This is a genomic window from Cohnella silvisoli (genome assembly GCF_021190915.1).
GTDB classification, from domain to species: Bacteria; Bacillota; Bacilli; order Paenibacillales; family Paenibacillaceae; genus Cohnella; species Cohnella silvisoli.
Genome location: NZ_JAIOAP010000014.1, coordinates 76,599 through 93,931, shown reverse-complemented (window position 1 = coordinate 93,931; position 17,333 = coordinate 76,599). Strand labels below are relative to the sequence as shown.

General features: G+C 46.3%; 19 protein-coding genes and 1 pseudogene. 15 read left to right on the top strand and 5 right to left on the bottom strand.

Going from position 1 to position 17,333, the window contains the following annotated elements; genetic code table 11:
- Positions 1–14 precede the first annotated feature (14 nt).
- The 8 genes from K7P76_RS23405 to K7P76_RS23370 all read left to right on the top strand — a co-directional run bounded on the left by K7P76_RS23405 (position 15) and on the right by K7P76_RS23370 (position 7,634).
- A complete protein-coding gene (locus K7P76_RS23405) occupies positions 15–716 on the top strand; it encodes a PIG-L deacetylase family protein (protein ID WP_232187741.1) in 702 nt (233 codons plus the stop codon).
- Between the two features lie 42 nt (positions 717–758).
- Complete coding sequence (locus K7P76_RS23400; RefSeq protein WP_232187739.1) at positions 759–1,487, top strand: glycosyltransferase family 2 protein; 729 nt, start codon at positions 759–761, stop codon at positions 1,485–1,487.
- A 199-nt stretch (positions 1,488–1,686) separates the two neighbouring features.
- Positions 1,687–2,142, top strand: coding sequence for a DUF2269 family protein (locus K7P76_RS23395; RefSeq protein ID WP_232187736.1), 456 nt, complete (start codon positions 1,687–1,689; stop codon positions 2,140–2,142).
- Between the two features lie 10 nt (positions 2,143–2,152).
- Positions 2,153–2,866: a hypothetical protein gene (locus tag K7P76_RS23390; RefSeq protein ID WP_232187735.1), complete on the top strand. Its 714-nt coding sequence runs from the start codon at positions 2,153–2,155 to the stop codon at positions 2,864–2,866.
- Between the two features lie 16 nt (positions 2,867–2,882).
- On the top strand, positions 2,883–3,632 hold the full coding sequence (locus K7P76_RS23385) for an SDR family oxidoreductase (protein WP_232187734.1): 750 nt from the start codon (positions 2,883–2,885) through the stop codon (positions 3,630–3,632).
- A 51-nt stretch (positions 3,633–3,683) separates the two neighbouring features.
- Positions 3,684–5,729 (top strand): LuxR family transcriptional regulator, encoded by a 2,046-nt coding sequence (locus K7P76_RS23380; protein ID WP_232187733.1) that lies wholly within the window; start codon positions 3,684–3,686, stop codon positions 5,727–5,729.
- Positions 5,730–6,028: 299 nt separating this feature from the next.
- Complete coding sequence (locus K7P76_RS23375; protein ID WP_232187898.1) at positions 6,029–7,288, top strand: DEAD/DEAH box helicase; 1,260 nt, start codon at positions 6,029–6,031, stop codon at positions 7,286–7,288.
- Between the two features lie 4 nt (positions 7,289–7,292).
- Entirely contained in the window at positions 7,293–7,634 is a 342-nt protein-coding gene (locus K7P76_RS23370) for a zinc ribbon domain-containing protein YjdM (protein ID WP_232187732.1), read from the top strand.
- Positions 7,635–7,651: 17 nt separating this feature from the next.
- Here the strand turns inward: K7P76_RS23370 and K7P76_RS23365 are convergent, their stop codons facing one another.
- From K7P76_RS23365 to K7P76_RS23355, 3 genes are all read right to left on the bottom strand, one after another.
- Entirely contained in the window at positions 7,652–8,704 is a 1,053-nt protein-coding gene (locus K7P76_RS23365; protein WP_232187731.1) for a bifunctional transcriptional activator/DNA repair enzyme AdaA, read from the bottom strand.
- A 147-nt stretch (positions 8,705–8,851) separates the two neighbouring features.
- A complete protein-coding gene (locus K7P76_RS23360) occupies positions 8,852–9,907 on the bottom strand; it encodes an LLM class flavin-dependent oxidoreductase (RefSeq protein ID WP_232187730.1) in 1,056 nt (351 codons plus the stop codon).
- Between the two features lie 128 nt (positions 9,908–10,035).
- Positions 10,036–10,479, bottom strand: a complete 444-nt coding sequence (locus K7P76_RS23355) for a MarR family winged helix-turn-helix transcriptional regulator (protein ID WP_232187729.1) — start codon at positions 10,477–10,479, stop codon at positions 10,036–10,038.
- 120 nt (positions 10,480–10,599) lie between these two features.
- Between K7P76_RS23355 and K7P76_RS23350 the strand changes: the two genes are divergently transcribed.
- From K7P76_RS23350 to K7P76_RS23345, 3 genes and pseudogenes are all read left to right on the top strand, one after another.
- A complete protein-coding gene (locus K7P76_RS23350; protein WP_232187728.1) occupies positions 10,600–11,187 on the top strand; it encodes an NAD(P)H-dependent oxidoreductase in 588 nt (195 codons plus the stop codon).
- Positions 11,188–11,414: 227 nt separating this feature from the next.
- Positions 11,415–11,537, top strand: a pseudogene (locus K7P76_RS33745) (type II toxin-antitoxin system RelE/ParE family toxin); the annotation flags it as partial.
- Positions 11,538–11,631: 94 nt separating this feature from the next.
- Positions 11,632–11,931 carry a helix-turn-helix domain-containing protein gene (locus tag K7P76_RS23345; RefSeq protein ID WP_232187726.1) on the top strand — a complete coding sequence of 100 codons (300 nt, stop codon included), beginning with the start codon at positions 11,632–11,634 and terminating at the stop codon, positions 11,929–11,931.
- 94 nt (positions 11,932–12,025) lie between these two features.
- On the opposite strand, the gene K7P76_RS23340 is transcribed toward K7P76_RS23345, so the two are convergent.
- Both K7P76_RS23340 and K7P76_RS23335 read right to left on the bottom strand, forming a co-directional pair.
- Positions 12,026–12,835 carry an ABC transporter permease subunit gene (locus K7P76_RS23340; RefSeq protein ID WP_232187724.1) on the bottom strand — a complete coding sequence of 270 codons (810 nt, stop codon included), beginning with the start codon at positions 12,833–12,835 and terminating at the stop codon, positions 12,026–12,028.
- Positions 12,832–13,719: an ABC transporter ATP-binding protein gene (locus K7P76_RS23335; protein ID WP_232187723.1), complete on the bottom strand. Its 888-nt coding sequence runs from the start codon at positions 13,717–13,719 to the stop codon at positions 12,832–12,834. Before K7P76_RS23335 ends, K7P76_RS23340 begins: the two co-directional genes overlap by 4 nt.
- A 204-nt stretch (positions 13,720–13,923) precedes the next feature.
- Here K7P76_RS23335 and K7P76_RS23330 point away from each other — a divergent pair, with 204 nt between their 5' ends.
- The 4 genes from K7P76_RS23330 (at position 13,924) to K7P76_RS23315 (ending at position 17,198) form a co-directional block, all read left to right on the top strand.
- Positions 13,924–14,472, top strand: a complete 549-nt coding sequence (locus tag K7P76_RS23330; RefSeq protein WP_232187722.1) for a TetR/AcrR family transcriptional regulator — start codon at positions 13,924–13,926, stop codon at positions 14,470–14,472.
- Positions 14,473–14,862: 390 nt separating this feature from the next.
- Complete coding sequence (locus K7P76_RS23325; RefSeq protein ID WP_232187721.1) at positions 14,863–15,510, top strand: lysoplasmalogenase; 648 nt, start codon at positions 14,863–14,865, stop codon at positions 15,508–15,510.
- Between the two features lie 311 nt (positions 15,511–15,821).
- A complete protein-coding gene (locus K7P76_RS23320) occupies positions 15,822–16,079 on the top strand; it encodes a hypothetical protein (RefSeq protein WP_232187720.1) in 258 nt (85 codons plus the stop codon).
- Positions 16,080–16,634: 555 nt separating this feature from the next.
- On the top strand, positions 16,635–17,198 hold the full coding sequence (locus K7P76_RS23315; RefSeq protein WP_232187719.1) for a beta-class carbonic anhydrase: 564 nt from the start codon (positions 16,635–16,637) through the stop codon (positions 17,196–17,198).
- Positions 17,199–17,333: the final 135 nt, after the last annotated feature.

The following is a 17,333-nucleotide window of genomic DNA, read 5'->3' as shown; positions in this document are numbered from 1 at the left end:
AGGCGGCGATGCGAATGGTAGGCATCCTGTATTCAAATCAGTGCGTTCTGGTTTTAGCGCCGCATGCCGACGACGAGACGCTTGGCTGCGGCGGTGTCATCCAAAAATACATCCATAGCGGCAGCAAGGTTAGAATTGTCATTGCTTCCCTTTCGCTTAGCAACTCCAAACGTTATAAAAAAGAGTCGAAATCCTATAGTTCCTATAACGGAGAAACTCGGATCGAAGAATTAAAAGAAGCCATGCATCGTCTCGGGGTTACGGATTATCATATTATGTTCCCGGATCAAAGCGGAAAAGAAATATACGACGGTAAATTGGATCGAATCCCGCGAGTGGAAATTGTTGCTCAAATCGAACGTCATATCCAGGAATTGGAACCCGAGGTCATCTACATCCCCTCCATTACCAAACATCAGGATCACGAAGCTCTGCATCAGGCCGCCGTAGCCGCCACACGACCCTACTTTTGGAACGGCACTCTATTGATCTATGAAACCGACGGTGAAATTTCGTTTCAACCGAACTTATTCATTCCGCTTACATCAGAGGAGATGGACAACAAAATAAAGGCATTGGAAGCCTATCAAACCCAGATAGAAACGACTCGGCATCCCGTTCACCCTGAAAGCTTGCTGAATAAAGCCAAATTTCGCGGAAATCAGGTCTATGAAGAGTTTGCCGAGGCATTCCAAGTTCAACGTATTCATGGATAGCGATAATAATTTAGAGCAGTCAGGCGCGGGAGCTGATATAAAATGTCCAGGTATTCCATTCGGCATAATGGGGTTTCTGTCATCACGTGTACAAATCGACCTCTCTTTTTTAATCAGATATTAAGTAATTACAGAAGGCAGTTGTATAATAATAAAGAGTTAATCATCATATTAAATAAGGATAGTATGAAGCTATCGGACTATCGCAAACAGGTCCGTTTATACTCGAATATTACTGTGTACCAAGTCCCGCAGAAGTTCACGTTGGGCAGATGCCTGAATGTTGCGGCGGATAAAGCGAAATACCAGTTTATCGCGAAGTTCGATGACGATGACTATTATTCGCCTTATTATCTTCTGGAGCAAATGAGCGCTCTTCACCGGTCTGGGGCCTCAATAGTCGGAAAAACAGCCCATTTCAAATATTTCGAGGGGAAAAGACTGCTCGCCATAACCTCTCCGAAGAGGCAGCATAAATTCGTGAAGTTCGTGGCAGGGGGCACTCTACTATTTAAGAAGCGCTTATATAGTGCAGTCCGTTTCAAAAACATTACTCTTGGTGAAGATGTAGATTTTATGCGGCGCAGTCGTAATAAGGGATATAAAATATACTCTTCTTCGCCCTATAATTTCGTAGGAATTCGAAGAAAAAATAAAAAGAGCCATACTTGGAAAGCAAGCGATGAAAAAATTCTAAAAAACAGCCGGATTATTACGAAGACAAGCCAGTTTCACAAAATAGCCGTTCGCCCCTTGGGATTAAAGGATTGAAATCTGAATTTGTCGTTAACAACAGCCTAAACTCAACCCGACACCTGTGTTGGGCTTTTTTATTTTTCACCTTCTACCCATCTACTACCTTTCTTCTACCTGAGGATACTATCGATCCAATTGCACGCATGGTAAATTTAAGAAGTTCTTGGATGACGCGTCTTCAGAACGAATGATGGAGCTTGGGAGTGAACGGACAATGGAATGGCTTGTTGTGATTCATGTAATGTCGGCGATTATTGGCATCGGGCCGACGTTTTTCGGTCATATTTTGTTCAGGAAGAGACAGCAAGAGGAGCAGCTTCGACAGTCGCTGGCATTATTTCAGACGCTCAACTATTTCCCCAAAATAGGCGGATCGATTGCTGTCGTGTCGGGTGTGGCGCTTGTCGTCTTGTCCGACTGGGAATTCTCGGATCTATGGATTTGGATTTCTCTCGTATTGTATGTGCTCATTCAGGTGGTTGCAGTAGGTATGCTCGGTCCTGTTATGAGTCAATTAATGAAGATATTGAACGGTGGGGATGAAAGACCAGCTGCGATGGATACATCGACGAACAAGACGGCACTTCTCACGAAAGCCAATCGTCTGTACAACACCGCTTCGTTCCTAGGTATCGTATTGTTTATTCTAATGATTGTAAAACCAATGTGAGGTGCTAACAATGAAACAAGTAGGATTATTGGTTGTGTTGATGATGGTGTTATTCGCGAATACGGCTGCTGCGCATAGCAGTACCTCAGCGTCTGAAGCTAAAAAGAAATCCGCGGCGTTATCCGTTTTGATTAATGGCGTTCCCGTGCAATCGAAAGCCAATCACAATCGCAATGGTAAGGTATATGTATCCGTAGAAGCATTCGCCACCGTGCTGGAGCAGAAAGTCTCCTACAACAGCAAGCATACGCAAGCCGTGCTTAACGGCAAAACCATCGCAAATCTGCTCTCGAACAAAGGAGAAGCAACGGCATGGGTGAAGGATTTAGCAGATGCGATCGGCGCTCAAATGGTGACATGGGACCCGCAGAAAATGGAGCTGTACGTGCTCGCTCTGCCGAAGGGAACCATCCCGCTCGATCCGGCCGTCGTTCCGGCGATGGGCGCGCATTGGGCCAATCCGCAAGCAGGTGATGCGCCGATGGGGCCGATCTATGGCGTGTATAAAGGGAAGCTCGTATTCATCGAATATATGATTGCCCAAGAGGATTTCGTTCAAGGGAAGAGCCACATCAACCTTGGTGGCACGAAAGGAATGCCGATGCCGCGGATCGAACAGACGGACATTGAGTTTCAACCAGACGGGCATCCCGGCTTTGAAGTGCCGCATTATGATATTCACAATTATTTCGTGACGGATGAAGAGCAGCAGCTCATCAAATAAGAGGAGCAAACAACAGATGAATTTACATGGGAAAATAGCATTCATCTCGGGAGGCTCCCGAGGAATCGGAGCGGCTACGGCGCTGATGCTGGCCCAACAGGGCGCTAAAGTTATCGTAAATTATGTTCAGCAGGAGGATTCCGCCCAGGCGATCGTGGATCGGATTCGGAACGCCGGGGGGAAAGCCGAACTGGCAAGGGCGGACGTGCGTGATCCCGAGCAGGTGAAGAGCGTCGTGGACCCTATTCTAGAAACGCTTGGAAACATCGACATCCTAGTGAGTAATGCGAATATGTCTTTTGTAATGAAACCGCTGATCGAGATGCAATGGGAGGAATTTGCCCAGAAGCTGAATGATGAGATGAAGGCAACATTTACGTTGACACAAGCGATTTTGCCTGCTATGATTGCCCAAAAATATGGAAGAATCATCTATATATCCAGCAGTGCGGCCGATGTCGCGACGCCTTATATGGCGGCGCATGGCTCAGCCAAAGCAGCGCTCAATACGTTTGCGAAATATGTAGCGTTGGAGAACGCCCCATATGGGGTGACGGCGAACGTCGTTTCACCGGGACTCGTCCAGACAGACGCATCACGGTATACGCCGGACGCGGTCAAGCAGCATATTGCGGCCATGACGCCGCTGCAACGGGTGGCGATGCCTGATGACGTGTCGGGCGCGATTGCTTTTCTGGCCAGTGAGGAGAGCCGGTTCTTAACGGGTACTTCTACTAAAGTGAATGGCGGATTGATTATGGTGTAAGCAGGCAACTCAGCAAGCGGTATTCGGCGGGGGAAGGGAGTGGTTCGGAGCATGTCGAAGGAAAAGGGCAGAGCTGGAGAAGCTGGGGAACGATTCGTTCACGAAATCGATCAGATTGAACGGCATTATCTGGTAGGAAGGCAGAAGGAGATCCAATTTTTCCGTGAACAGCTGTCAAAGAAGAGACATAGAGGACATATTCTCAATATTTATGGCACCGGCGGCGTAGGCAAAAGCTACCTCCTCGACGAATTCCGCCGGATCGCCCTTCATTCGTGTTCACGGTTCCTGCTGCTCGACAGCAGGGATTTCCCGCATAATCCGCAGGAGTTCTGTCTCCATCTGCTGCGGCTGCTTCGCTACAACTTGTCAAAGGATGAGCAAACGGATAACTTAAGCCGCTTGATCGAACTATGCCAGGAAGCGATTCAGCAAGAGCCTGAGCCGGGCGGAGTCGTCCTCGCGCTGGATACGTTCGAGGAGTTGGGAGAGCTCGAATACTGGTTCCGCGAAGAGTTCCTTCAGCAGCTCCATTCCGAAGTGCTCGTCGTCATATCCGGACGCTACCCGATTCAAGGCGCATGGCTGTCCTCGCCCGCTTGGCGCCAGTTGATCAGCCATATGCCCATTGGGGATCTGGATTATTTCTCGGTGAAGGAGTATCTGAGCCGTTCTGGCATCGAGGTGGAAAACGACATCCACCAAATTTGGAGCAAGACCAAGGGGCATCCGCTAACCCTGTCATTGCTCGTTTCCACGACGCTGTCCCAAGCGATGCAGCCATTGGCGATCGCGGACGATAACGGCGTGTTCGCCCAGGTGGTGCATACCTGGCTGAAGGAGCTGCCGGATCCGCAACTTCGGGGGCTGGTGGAGACAGCAGCGGTGATGCGTCATTTCAATCAGGAGCTGCTCTCGTGTGCTATGGAAATACCGGTTACGACGGAGCAATTCCTTAAGCTCGTGGGGCTTTCCTTCGTCCGCCGAGTGGATCGGGGCTGGCTGCTTCACGACCTCATGCGTGATGCGATCTGCCACGAGCTGCAGGTGCGCGCGCCTGAGCAATACAAGGGGATTCGGAAGCGCTGTATCCTTTTCTATTATGATCTGATCAAGGAGTCGGTGCAGAAGAAATTGGTCGCTTGGGAGACTGCGGAGTGGTTCTATTATATTGGCGATCCGGCAATCCTAGCCTTCTTCTATCAGAATTCAGGCACCCATCGGTGGGAACCGCTCAACAGCTTCAACTGGCGCGAGGCTGAGCGATATATCGAGAACAGGTACTCATCGAGCAAAGAGGCGAAGATTACCTATACCAATCCGGAAACCTTGGAACGCTACGATTACGTGATTTCTGCGGAAGAAAACCTATATACTTTGAAGCATATCCATCTCCAAGAGTTGCATGAGTTGGATCCGAGTATCGTTAAGCTGATCCGGAACGGGCAAGGGGTTCTGTCGGGGCTGTCGGTGATCATACCGATCAACGTTCACACATTGGACTATCTACGCACTCAGCCTCTGTCCTCGGCTTATTTTGCAGGCTTGTCGGAGCAGATGCTGAAGGAATTGAAAGTATCGAAGGAGTCGAAGGCGGGGTATTTCGTGAAGACGATCGATATTCCCGACTTCGCCGACCAATCGATGCGTGCAGCTGCCGGCTTAACATTCATCACGCATATCATTTCAGCCGGATTCCTCGTCGCTGCGCCTCCGGCTAATCCGTTCTTCGGAGAGATCCACCAAGGCCTCGGCTGTCAGGTTGCCAAGCATGCGGTGCATTATGATTATGACGGCATAACTCCGACGCCCTATTATGTCATTGATACAAGAGGAAATAAGCTGCAGAGTTATCTGAACAAAATGCTTGCGAACTACGGCATGCTGGACGAACGCAGAGATGCGCAACAGGAGCTCGCCGCCCTGACATCGCGAGAGAAGGAAGTCGTGGAGCTGATCATTAAAGGCCATACTAATATGGAGATCGCAGGCAAACTGTACCTCAGCGAGGTTACGGTGAAGAAGCATTTAACGAATATTTTTAGGAAGCTTGACATTAAGAACAGAAGCCAACTGATTCAGAATTATAAAGTGTAAGGAATAGATATTGATATCGTCAAGTTTGGTGGGATATTTCAGAATGATAGAAGAACATGCGAAAGAGCTTCTCCGCTTTGTAAAGCTGGAGAAGCTCTTCTGTGTGCGGGGAGATTGAAGAAATGCGTAAACCCGCGAACTCTGGTGGATAAAGGGCATCTCAATCATGTGGCAAGAGGTTTATCCCTCCCGGATGGCCTGATATACAAGATGGCATTGTATGACGTACAATTAAAAGAACTGGAAAGGTCATCTTGCACTTTGTGAAAAATATAGATATCCAAGATCAAGGAGATAAAATGACATTTAATGACTTAGGTATAATACCCGCGGTTTTAAAAGCTTTAAGCAAGGAGAACTATACTGCACCGACACCCATACAGGAACAGGCGATACCTGCAGTGTTAGCCGGCAGAGATTTACTTGGCTGCGCCCAGACTGGGACAGGAAAAACGGCCGCATTTGCCGTGCCGATTATCCAGCTATTAAGCGAACAGCAAAGCAGACCCATTACGCAACGCCGCATTCGCTCATTGATTTTAACGCCTACAAGAGAACTTGCTCTTCAGATTTCCGAGAACATTCAAGCGTATAGCCAATACACCCATTTGCGTTGTTCTGCCATCGTTGGCGGCGTTTCGCAAAAAGCTCAGGAGCGGTCGCTAAATCAAGGTGCGGATATTATTATTGCAACTCCGGGCAGACTCATCGATTTAATGAATCAAAAGCGCATTGATCTGCAATATGTCCAAATATTAGTACTTGATGAAGCCGACAGGATGCTGGATATGGGCTTTATTCATGATGTAAAGAAAATTATTCTAAAAATGCCCAGCAAAAAACAAACTCTTTTCTTCTCGGCAACGATGCCGCCAGAAATAGCCAAAATGGTTAAATCGCTGCTGGTTAATCCGGTGAAAGTGGAAATCACTCCGGTGTCTTCTACTGTGGATAGGATAAAGCAATCTGTTTATTTGGTTGATAAGGCAAATAAGCAAAATCAATTGAATTACCTTCTACAAGATAAATCCATTGTTTCCGCGCTCGTGTTTACCCGTACAAAGCATGGCGCTGACCGTGTAGTGCGAGACCTAACTAAAGTGAAAATTTCCGCTCAGGCCATTCATGGAAACAAATCTCAAAATGCCCGCCAAGCTGCACTTAGTAATTTCAAGAGCGGCGAAACGAGGGTGCTGGTAGCGACGGATATCGCAGCAAGAGGAATTGATATTGAGGAACTTTCTCACGTGATCAACTTCAACCTCCCTAATATTTCAGAAACCTATGTTCATCGAATTGGCCGTACCGGTAGAGCAGGACTGAGCGGGATCGCTATCTCCCTTTGCGAAACCGAGGAGATTCCGTATCTTAAGGATATTGAGAAATTGATCGGGAAAACCATTCCCGAAGTGAAAGACCATCCCTATCCGATGCTAGGTACAACCCAGCCTTTAAAGGCAGAAGATTCATCGACATTAGCAGCATTGAAACCTCCTAAATCCAAGGCAAACCCAGTGCTCAAGCCCAAATCCGAGTGGTTTAAAAAAGGAAGGAACTGAGATTATGTCTAATTTGCCAAATTGCCCACAATGTAATTCAGAATACACTTATGAAGATGGAAGTTTCCTGATTTGCCCGGAGTGCGGACATGAGTGGACTTTAGAATTAGGAACCGATAATGGCGGAGAGAATAAAATTATCAAAGATGCAAATGGCAATGTCTTGAACGATGGCGATTCCGTAACCGTAATCAAAGATCTGAAAGTTAAAGGAACCTCATCGGTTGTAAAAATAGGTACGAAGGTTAAAAACATCCGTTTGGTTGATGGAGATCATGATATCGATTGCAAAATCGACGGTTTCGGAGCCATGAAATTGAAATCCGAATTTGTTAAAAAGATATAGATTACAAAAGAGCCCCTCTAGTTTGAAGGGCTCTGTTTTTCATGATGGAGCAGCCAGCTTTTCCTTGCTAAGCCGCCGCCATAACCGCCCAAATCGCCATTCGAGTTAATGACTCTGTGGCAAGGGATCACGATGGCAAGCTGATTTGCGCCATTGGCTTGAGCTGCGGCGCGAAAAGCGGATGGTTTACCCAGCGAGATAGCGATGTCGGAATAGGATCGGGTTTCTCCCGGCGGGATCCTCATTAATTGCTCCCACACGCTTTTCTGAAAAGGCGAACCCAATAAGCAGAGGGAGGTTTTGAATTCGGTCAGTTTTCCGTTGAAATATTGGCTTAGTTCGCTTTCAATCGATTCTATGGGCCCCGTGGTACCAGGGATAATCGCCGACTTCGTCCTTATTCTGAGCCGTTCCACCTCGCGTTCCAGACCTCGGCGATCCACGAATTCCAGAAGATAGATCGCATCCTCATCTCCAATGGCAATCATGGGGCCAAGCTTTGTATCTATCCAAGATGCTTTGAGAATCTTGTTATCCGCTAACAAAGTAGGCGCTGCACCCATAATTCGAGAAAAAGCGTCTCTAAAGCCGCTGCTCGATTCATAGCCGGTCGATAGTTGGGTATCGATGATTGTTTGACCTCCTCTAATATTCTTTAAGGCTAGTCCCATTCGGCGAGCGCGTGCGTACTCAACGAATGTCATTCCGAATCGCTTCTTGAATTGACGACGCGCCGTTGATTCATCCACCGAGAGATTTTTGAAATCTTGCTGTTTCCAACGTTTTTCAGGATTTTTCTCTACGACATCAACGAGCTGACGGACGATATCGGAGACATGATTCGGATGGGATAACGGGCGACATCGTTGACAAGGCCGATAGGAAGCGAGAAGCGCTTGCTGAGCCGTCTCGTAAAACTCGCAGTTCTCGTACTTTGGCTTCCGCGCCGGACAAGTCGGGCGACAGAAAACGCCGGTAGTCTTGACTCCTACATAGAATACGCCTTCATATTCCGATCTTTTTTCCAATAACGCCTTGTAGTATTCTTGATTGTGTTCGGCAGGTATCATTTCATGTACCCCTTAGCTTGAAAGATGTTCCTATTATAGCTCCTCCAATAATCAGATGTAGCCGAAAATCAGGCATTCATTTTTAAAGCCGCTTACAGCTCCCGATGGGGTGTAAGCGGCTTTTATCTTTCCCTGGTTCCTTGCCCCTTACCGGGCCAGCTCCTTACGTACGATCGGTGCGACCTTGGTGCCGAGCAGCTCGATCGCGCGCAGGACTTCACGGTGCGGCATCGTGCCGACATTCACATGTAGGAAGAACCGGGTGATCCCCAAATTTTTGCGCAACAGAAGGATTTTTTCCGCGACATATTCGGGATCGCCGACATAGAGGGCGCCCCGGAGGCTGCGCGCTGCGTCATAAGCTTCCCGGCTGTATGGAGGCCAACCCCGCTCTCGCCCGATGACGTTCATTTGGGCCTGAGTTGAAGGGAAGAACAGATCGGCAGCTTGTTCGGTTGTCTCTCCGACAAATCCGTGCGAGTGTGTCGCTATGGATAACGTTTCAGGGTCGTGTCCGGCCCGAGCGGCAGCCTCCTTGTAGAGATTGACTAGTGGAGCGAACTTCTCCGGCATTCCTCCGATGATGGCGAATGCGATAGGGAGACCCAACATGCCTGCCCGAATAGCCGACTCCGGATTCCCGCCGCTTGCAATCCACACCGGCAGCGGGCTCTGAACGGACCTTGGATATACACCCAGGTTATCGATGGCGGGACGATGACCGCCGCGCCAAGTCACCTTTTCCGAGGATCTGATCGCAAGCAGCAGTTCTAGCTTTTCTTCGAACAATTCGTCATAATCATCTAGGCTATATCCGAATAGCGGAAAGGATTCAATAAACGAACCCCTGCCTGCCATGATTTCCGCCCGACCGTTAGAGATACCGTCAAGGGTGGAGAAAGCTTGATACACACGAACCGGGTCATCCGAGGATAATACGGTAACGGCACTCGTGAGCCTGATCCGCTTGGTCATGGCAGCAGCGGCTGCCAGTACGACAGCGGGCGAGGTGCCTGCATAATCGGCTCGATGATGCTCCCCTATTCCATACACATCGAGACCGACCTGATCGGCCAGCACGATCTCCTCAACCGCGTTGCGCAGCCGCTCGGCATGGCTGATAACCTCTCCTGTCACCGGATCCGGCGTAGTCTCCAAAAATGTACTGATTCCTATTTCCATTGTATTTGCAAGATCGGTCATTCAGATCCCCTCCTTCGATAGCTTTAGTTTACTAAATTATTTATTGTTTCTCAACTAAAGTAAGCGACTATCCTAAAAAGACAAGCTCTCCCTAGTCTAGGGGAAGAGCTTGTCGGCGTGTACTCCCATTACAATGATTTACCTGAATGAAACACTTTTGTGTTAAGCACATCCAGAGCGCGATCGATTTCTTCCAGCTCTTCTTCGGAAACATCCTTTATCCGTTGCAGGAAACGGGTTTCGATGTGTTTAAAAGCTTCATTCATCATGGCCTCCCCGTCTTTGGAAAGACGGATAAATTGCTTTCGTCGATCTTCGGCAACGGCAAATTTTTCGCATAAATTTTTCTCGCTTAGTTTTTTTAGTTCACGGCTCGTGTTCGGCATGGACATATGCTGACAGTCGCTAATTTGACTAAGGGTAACGGGCTGGCTAACCGCTATATATTCAAGAATACTGTATTGAACGGGGGTAATGACATCGGATTTAACACCTTTTGTAATCTCGTGCGTCATTTGATGAACAGCAGTAGTAAAGGCCACGAATTTATGGAAAAAAGCTTTGTTGTCCATAGGGATCACCTCTTACTGACACGATATCAAAATAATTATCATAATACAATTATCATTTGACAACTAAAAATGGATTGTGTTACGATTTGATTGTCAAATGATAAGTAAAGAGGTGGCGCGATGAAAACGCTGATTATTTATACGCATCCTAATCATGAGAGCCTAAGTTATGCATTTTTGCAAAAAGTCATCCAAGGGAGCAGGGAGAATCCCAATCTAACGGACATAAAGGTGCTGGATTTATATGAGGAGGAGTTTAATCCGGTCCTCGTTTTCAATAAGGATAAACGCAGAAGGGATATGCACACCGATCCACAGCTTGCAAAGTATCGAGAACAAATCATTTGGGCAGATAAAATCGTTTTCGTGTATCCGATCTGGTGGGGAAGACCTCCAGCAATGCTTTTGGGTTATATTGATCAATTGTTTGCTTCAGGTTTTGCTTACCAAGATAAGGGTGGAATTATGCCGGAAGGACTTTTGAAGGGAAGGTCGGTTGTTTGTATTTCAACAATGATGGGGCCTCCGCTGTATCCTTTGTTCTGGTTGAATAATGCGCACAAAGTATTAATGAGGAGAGCCTTGTTCCGTTACGTGGGAATAAAAAAAGTGAAGTTTTTTGAATTCGGGAATATGGAAAGTCCGAAGGGAAAACATGACGAGAAATTAAACAAGGTGTATCGTTATTTCAAAATAATAGATCGTTAAAAATGTAAATTTCCGATATCGGAGAATCTTTATAATAAAATAGAAACTTGAATATTTATGCCGAATACGATATTATTATATCATATTCGGCATATGCTATTGTTGCATTGGAATTAGTTATGAAGGAGCTAACCGACCAGTGTATGAGGTTGAAATTTATGAAGATATGGATGGCAACTCAGCACTGAAAGTTTGGCTACGCGAACTCAAAGGAGGGAACTTACGCTCCAGAGGACATTGCCAAACACATTATTGAAGATATTTGGGAGCTACGCCCTGATAAATATAGGGTAATGTTTTTTCAAGTTAAGGATGGAAGGCTCATTTTGTTGAATCACTTCCGTAAATAAACGCAGAAAACCCCACCAAAAGAAATCAAGAAAGCAATGCAATTAAGAGATGACTGGAACAAAAGAAATCAATAAGTGAAGTGGAGGAACTGCAATGAAATTCGATGATTTTATGAAAGAAATCGGGGAAGATACAATAGAAACTGAAACGATTCGACAGCTTGCACATATGGTATCAGATATAGTTAAGCGTCGCAAAATGCTTGGATTAACTCAGGATGAAGTTGCCAAGAAAGCGGGTCTTACTCAAGCCCAGGTAGCACGCTTAGAAAACAGTTCGCAAATTCCTAGAGTTGATACTCTGATTAAAGTAGCTATTGCTCTTGGGTTAAACATCAAATTCAATGAGGTGGATGAAGAGGCTGCTACTCTGAGTCGCTTAGCGCACGTTTAAGAATAGTAAGTTTGCCGCCCCCATCCCGAGAAAAATAAAACTCCAAGCCGCTTGTGGACTTGGAGTTTATTCATTTGCACGTAATTCATACATGCTACAAAAGCAGGTCTCGTTTTCGAAACAGAACAATGGCTAGGCTGATCGAAACCAACCCGATGACGGCGAGAATGAGGAAAGGTACAGCCAAATCCGCATTACCGTTAATAATTTCGCCGGGTTTATATAAGGAGAAGATGGAGATGTTTCTAACCCAATCGATCTTTTCGCTGAATTTACCCACCAGATCCAAACTGAAGAACCCGAACGTAATCAATCCGGAAATGCTAAGCGCCTTCTTCTCGTCATTGGAAAGAGAGGATACCAGGAAGGAGACGCCGCCGACAGCAAAGAAGAGCAAGAACGCAGCCACATTCATCTGAATGAACTTGGATGTATCAAATACATAACCATCTCCAAGAAACCATGCATTTCCAGCAAACCCGGCGATGGTCGTGACGGCCATAATCAGGAATAGTCCGGTCGTCAAAACGCTTGCTTGCGTGAAAGCGACTTTCCCTCTTGTCGTCGGACTGGACAATAAATAAGCCATGGAGCCTTGATCCACTAATTTAGCCATAAGCTGAGTCGATACCTGAACGCATACGATAGAGAGGATGAGAACTAAAATTAATCCGTAGTATTCCCCCGAGATGAATGCTTCTGCACTGCCAAAGCCGTTGAGACCGAAGGCTTTCCCTACACCTTCCGGCATGGTTTGGACCAATTCATCGATGGCTTTCGTGTTTTTGGCGAGACTGGGATATAACCAAAACATGAGAAGGATATAAAAGGCAGATCCGAATGCATAATTCATGAAGCTCTTCATGTTCACTTTCATCATCTGTTTATATAAGGTGGCATTCATTTCATCGTCTCCTTTCGTTCATAGTAATTCATGAATATATCCTCAAGGTTTTGGGTGAAAATATCGATATTGCGTATCTTGTACTTTGCCGTCTCTTCCACAAACTTATCGTAATTGCCCTGGACGGAAACCCTTACCCGATCCCCTTCGTGCGATTCGATAAGCAAGCCGGAATCCAGAAAAGTTTTCGCCTCGGCTTGGTTTTCGAAGGTGACTTCGAACAGCTTTCGCTGCATCGATTGCAGTTCATGAACATCCTTGACGGTAATGATGACGCCATCCTTGATAATCGCAGCCCTGTCGCAGGTTCTCTCGATTTCCGGAAAGTTGTGCGAAGACATCAGGAACGTTTTCCCGCGGGCCTTCTCCTCAAGCACAATTTCAATAAATACCTTTTGCATGAGCGGGTCTAGACCTGAGGTCGGTTCATCCAAAATAATCACGTTAGGGTCATGCATGAATGTGGCTACGATGCCAACCTTTTGCTTCATGCCTTTGGACATTTTGCGGATGGGAGTATGGACGTCGAACTGCAGACGATCGATTAAGCGTGCGCGCTTGGACAAGTCTTTCATCCCCTGCATGTCAGCCATGAAATCCAGAAAAGTCTTACCCGTCATCCCATCGAAAAAAGAAATTTCTCCAGGCAGGTACCCGACGTAAGATTGAAATTTTCCCTGCTCTTTCCAGGTGTCCAGCCCATTCACCTTCACGTATCCTTTGTCCGGTTTCATGAAGCCCATGATATGCCGGATCGTCGTAGATTTGCCCGCCCCGTTCGGTCCCAGAAAGCCGAAAACCTCCCCTTCCTTCACCGAAAAAGAGACATCGAAAATTCCTTTCCCGTTTGAAAATGTCTTCGTCAAATTTTGAACGGTTAACATACCGGCACCTCCGTAAATAAAGAAATGAAATATAACTACTATCATATTTCATATGTTATACTATACCCGACCGACTGGTTCGTCAATGGTTTTGTGAACTATTTTTATATTATTATTTCATAAAATTTATAATATTCTATGGAGTTAGGGTGAACCGTGATGAATGGTTTTGAGAAAAGGGCCAAATTAATCAAAGAGAAAATCATGAAAACCACCTTGAACATGCTGCGGACATCGGACCCCAAGAGAATTCGAATCGCCGATATTTCCAAGATGGCTAATGTTTCGCAGGTCACGATCTATAATTATTTCGGAAGCAAGGAAGCTCTGCTCCGCGATGTGTTCAAGAACTACTTCGACAAGGCCACTCGCGATTTCGAGGAATATATGAACGAAGGCCACTCGTTAAAGGAAAAGATCGAGCATATTATCTTTCTGGAGAAAGAAACCTATAGGGATTTCCCGCCCGGTCTTATTAAAGAACTATTGATCGAAGATGATGAACTAACTCGTTATATCGATGAGCAATACAAGTTGAGAGCTATTCCATTGACCATTCGGATCATTGAGGAAGGGAAAGCCAGCGGCGAGATTTCGGAAGACGTTACCACTGAGAACGTTCTGGCTTTTATTCAACTGTTTATGAATCAGTACGAGGCGGTACTGGAAATGGCCAAACAAAGCGCGGATATGGATAAATTTCTCCAAGGCATGGTCCATATGTTCTTTTACGGCGTCTGCGGGAAATCATAAACTGCTTAGCGGATAGACGCAGCGGAACAGGTACTCCGGCATTATGGAACGGATAAACGGCGGGTTTGTATAAGAAACCTTCTACAAGAAAAACGAGCCTTAGAAGCAATTCTCTAGGCTCGTTTTTCTTTGGCGTTCCATACGATCAACAACTCCCCGCAGACTAGCGCATTATTGACGGGGGGTGATCTCCCGGCTTCCTCTTTACAGGCGAAATGCGATGGGAAGACCCAGCGTTCCTGTCCGAACGGCTGACTTAAATTAAGTAAGCTGTTTTCGGGACGGATTTGGGAGAATTTTGAGAGTGTGTTCTGATATCCTTCTATCAGATTGTCAATCAAGCTGGAGCTTAGCGATCGTTTCATAATTTATTTTTGGAGGGGTACTAGGATGAGCCGAGAGCGAAAGCTATTATTAGCCGCAATTGTTCTGTCTGGGGCGGGGTATTTACTTGTTATGGCAGAAGGAAATACGATGATGCGCTGGATATTGAAGCCGGGAACTATTCTGCTTATTATTGGATTGGTCGCAACGATGCGCGATGTCGCCAAAACGTACCGCAATCTGGTTATCGCAGGGCTGCTTCTTTCAGCCATAGGCGACTGTTTCTTATTGTTAGCCGGAGACAAATGGTTTGTGCTTGGGCTGAGTTCCTTCTTGTTCGCACATGTGGTGTATTTCGCGGCGTTCGTGACAAGGTGGCAAGGTTTGTCCTTCTATCGCCTGATAGCATTGATCCCGATCTCAGTATATTCCGTGTGGCTGCTATCGGGACTGCACAAAGGTATCTATAATGGGGGAGATACAGGACTATGGCTTCCCGTGCTTGTTTATGTCATTGTCATATCTAGTATGATTTGGAGTGCTGTGATCAGCGGCAGCCGAATCGCCGTTGCAGGCGCCATCGTGTTCTTCGTGTCCGATTCCTTATTGGCCTGGAATATGTTCGTTTCCCCCATTGCGGGGGCCGGATACGGCGTTATGATCACTTATTATGCAGCTCAATTTATGATTGCCAAGAGTATTGAAAGTCGATAAACAATCTTTGAAAGGGGCTGCCCCATAAGGTCGAGAATGAAACACCTGCACGTTTTGCAGGTTGTACCTGATGAGTGGTAACTGAATCGCAGGGGGTTACCGGTCAGACCCTTCGTGTTAATGGCGGGTTTGTATAAGAAATTTGAATTCGGGAAAATGGAAAGCCCGAAGGGAAGACATGACGAGAGATTAAATAAAGTGTATCGCTATTTCAAAATAATAAATCGTTAAAGGCTACTCAATATTCCAAGTTCTTTTTACAATGAACAATCATGGTATAATTGAAACAAATTGTACGGAGGTGACAAGCTGTGCAATGGGAAGAAGTTCGTGAGAAGTTCCCTGATAAGTGGGTCGTATTTGAGGCTACAGATGCTTTTTCTCAAGAAGGATTTCGATGTGTGGAGGAAGTAACGATCATTGATCGATATGATGATTCATTGGAAGCTATGCAAAGATACAAAGAACTCCATCGCAATGAGCCGTCAAAGGAAATTTACTTTCTGCATACCTCACGTGCCGATCTGAAGATTGAAGAGAAATGGGTCGGTTTTAAGAGATGGGGATAGAGCTCGGGTTACTCTGTGATCTTCCTATTGTTTCAGTAGACATTGTTTATAGCGGACATAAGCTTCATTTAGATAGAGTTTTATTGGATACCGGATCTGCGGGGACTATCTTTGATGCAGATATTGTATCTGGGATTGGAGTTCGACCAGAAGGATCAGATCAAACTGCAATATTGCACGGGTTAGGCGGTACAGAGATTGTATTCACCAGATGGTTTTGTGATTGATACTGTTGAGATGCGAATATACTCCAAAGAGAAAATGTTGTAAGAGACTCGCCTCGCGTCGAAAATGACGTGGAGCGGGTCTTTTATAAAGGGTACAATTTGCCTTACTTCCGTTTTCCAGCCAGTTGCTAGCTCTTTTCTAGGGGAATTCGTTTCAGCAAGAAACGGGGAATTCAGTTATGACATTGAATTGGTCGAGCTAATGGTGCAGGGGTGAAAATGTTCCAATAAAATAGGCTAATCCGCTTTTTGGATTTTTGCTATCCGTATCATTTTGATGATAGACTTAATTGCTGGGAAAGTCGCGTCATGCGAGGAGGTCACGGTTATGTCTATCGTTCCGAGTTTACTGGAGCTTAATAAGAAATTCGTAGAAGAGAAGAAGTATGAGGACTATTTAACGGACAAGTACCCGGATAAAAAGGTAGCGATATTGACTTGCATGGATGCCCGGCTAAGCGAACTTCTTCCGAAGGCATTGGGCTTTAAGAACGGCGACGCTAAGTTCATTAAAAATGCCGGCGCAATATTAACTCAGCCTTTCGGCAGCGCTATGCGCAGTATTTTGGTAGCGGTGTATGAACTGGAAGCGCGCGAAGTTATTGTGATCGGCCACCTCGGCTGCGGCATGACAGAGATCGATCCGATGAAAATGGTCAGCAAGTTCGCCGAGCATGGCATCGATCCGTTAGCGATAGAGACACTTGAAAACGCCGGTATTCGCATGGATAAGTTTTTACGCGGTTTCGACAGCGCTGAGGAAGGCGTTATGCACAGCGTTAAGATGATCCGCAGGCATCCGCTTTTTCCGCAAGCGATCCCTGTTCATGGATTTGTTATGGACCCGGAGACAGGGGCAATAGATGTCATCGTCGAGGACTACAGAGAATAATGATAGATGAAATCCATTACATCGAAACCAAGGAGATGTTGACATGAGATTCGCTCGTCCTCCCTGCTAAGCCTTAAAGCCGATTGGTCCACGAGGTCCTCCGTTTTGTGGTTGCGCACGTTGCAATCAGAAACG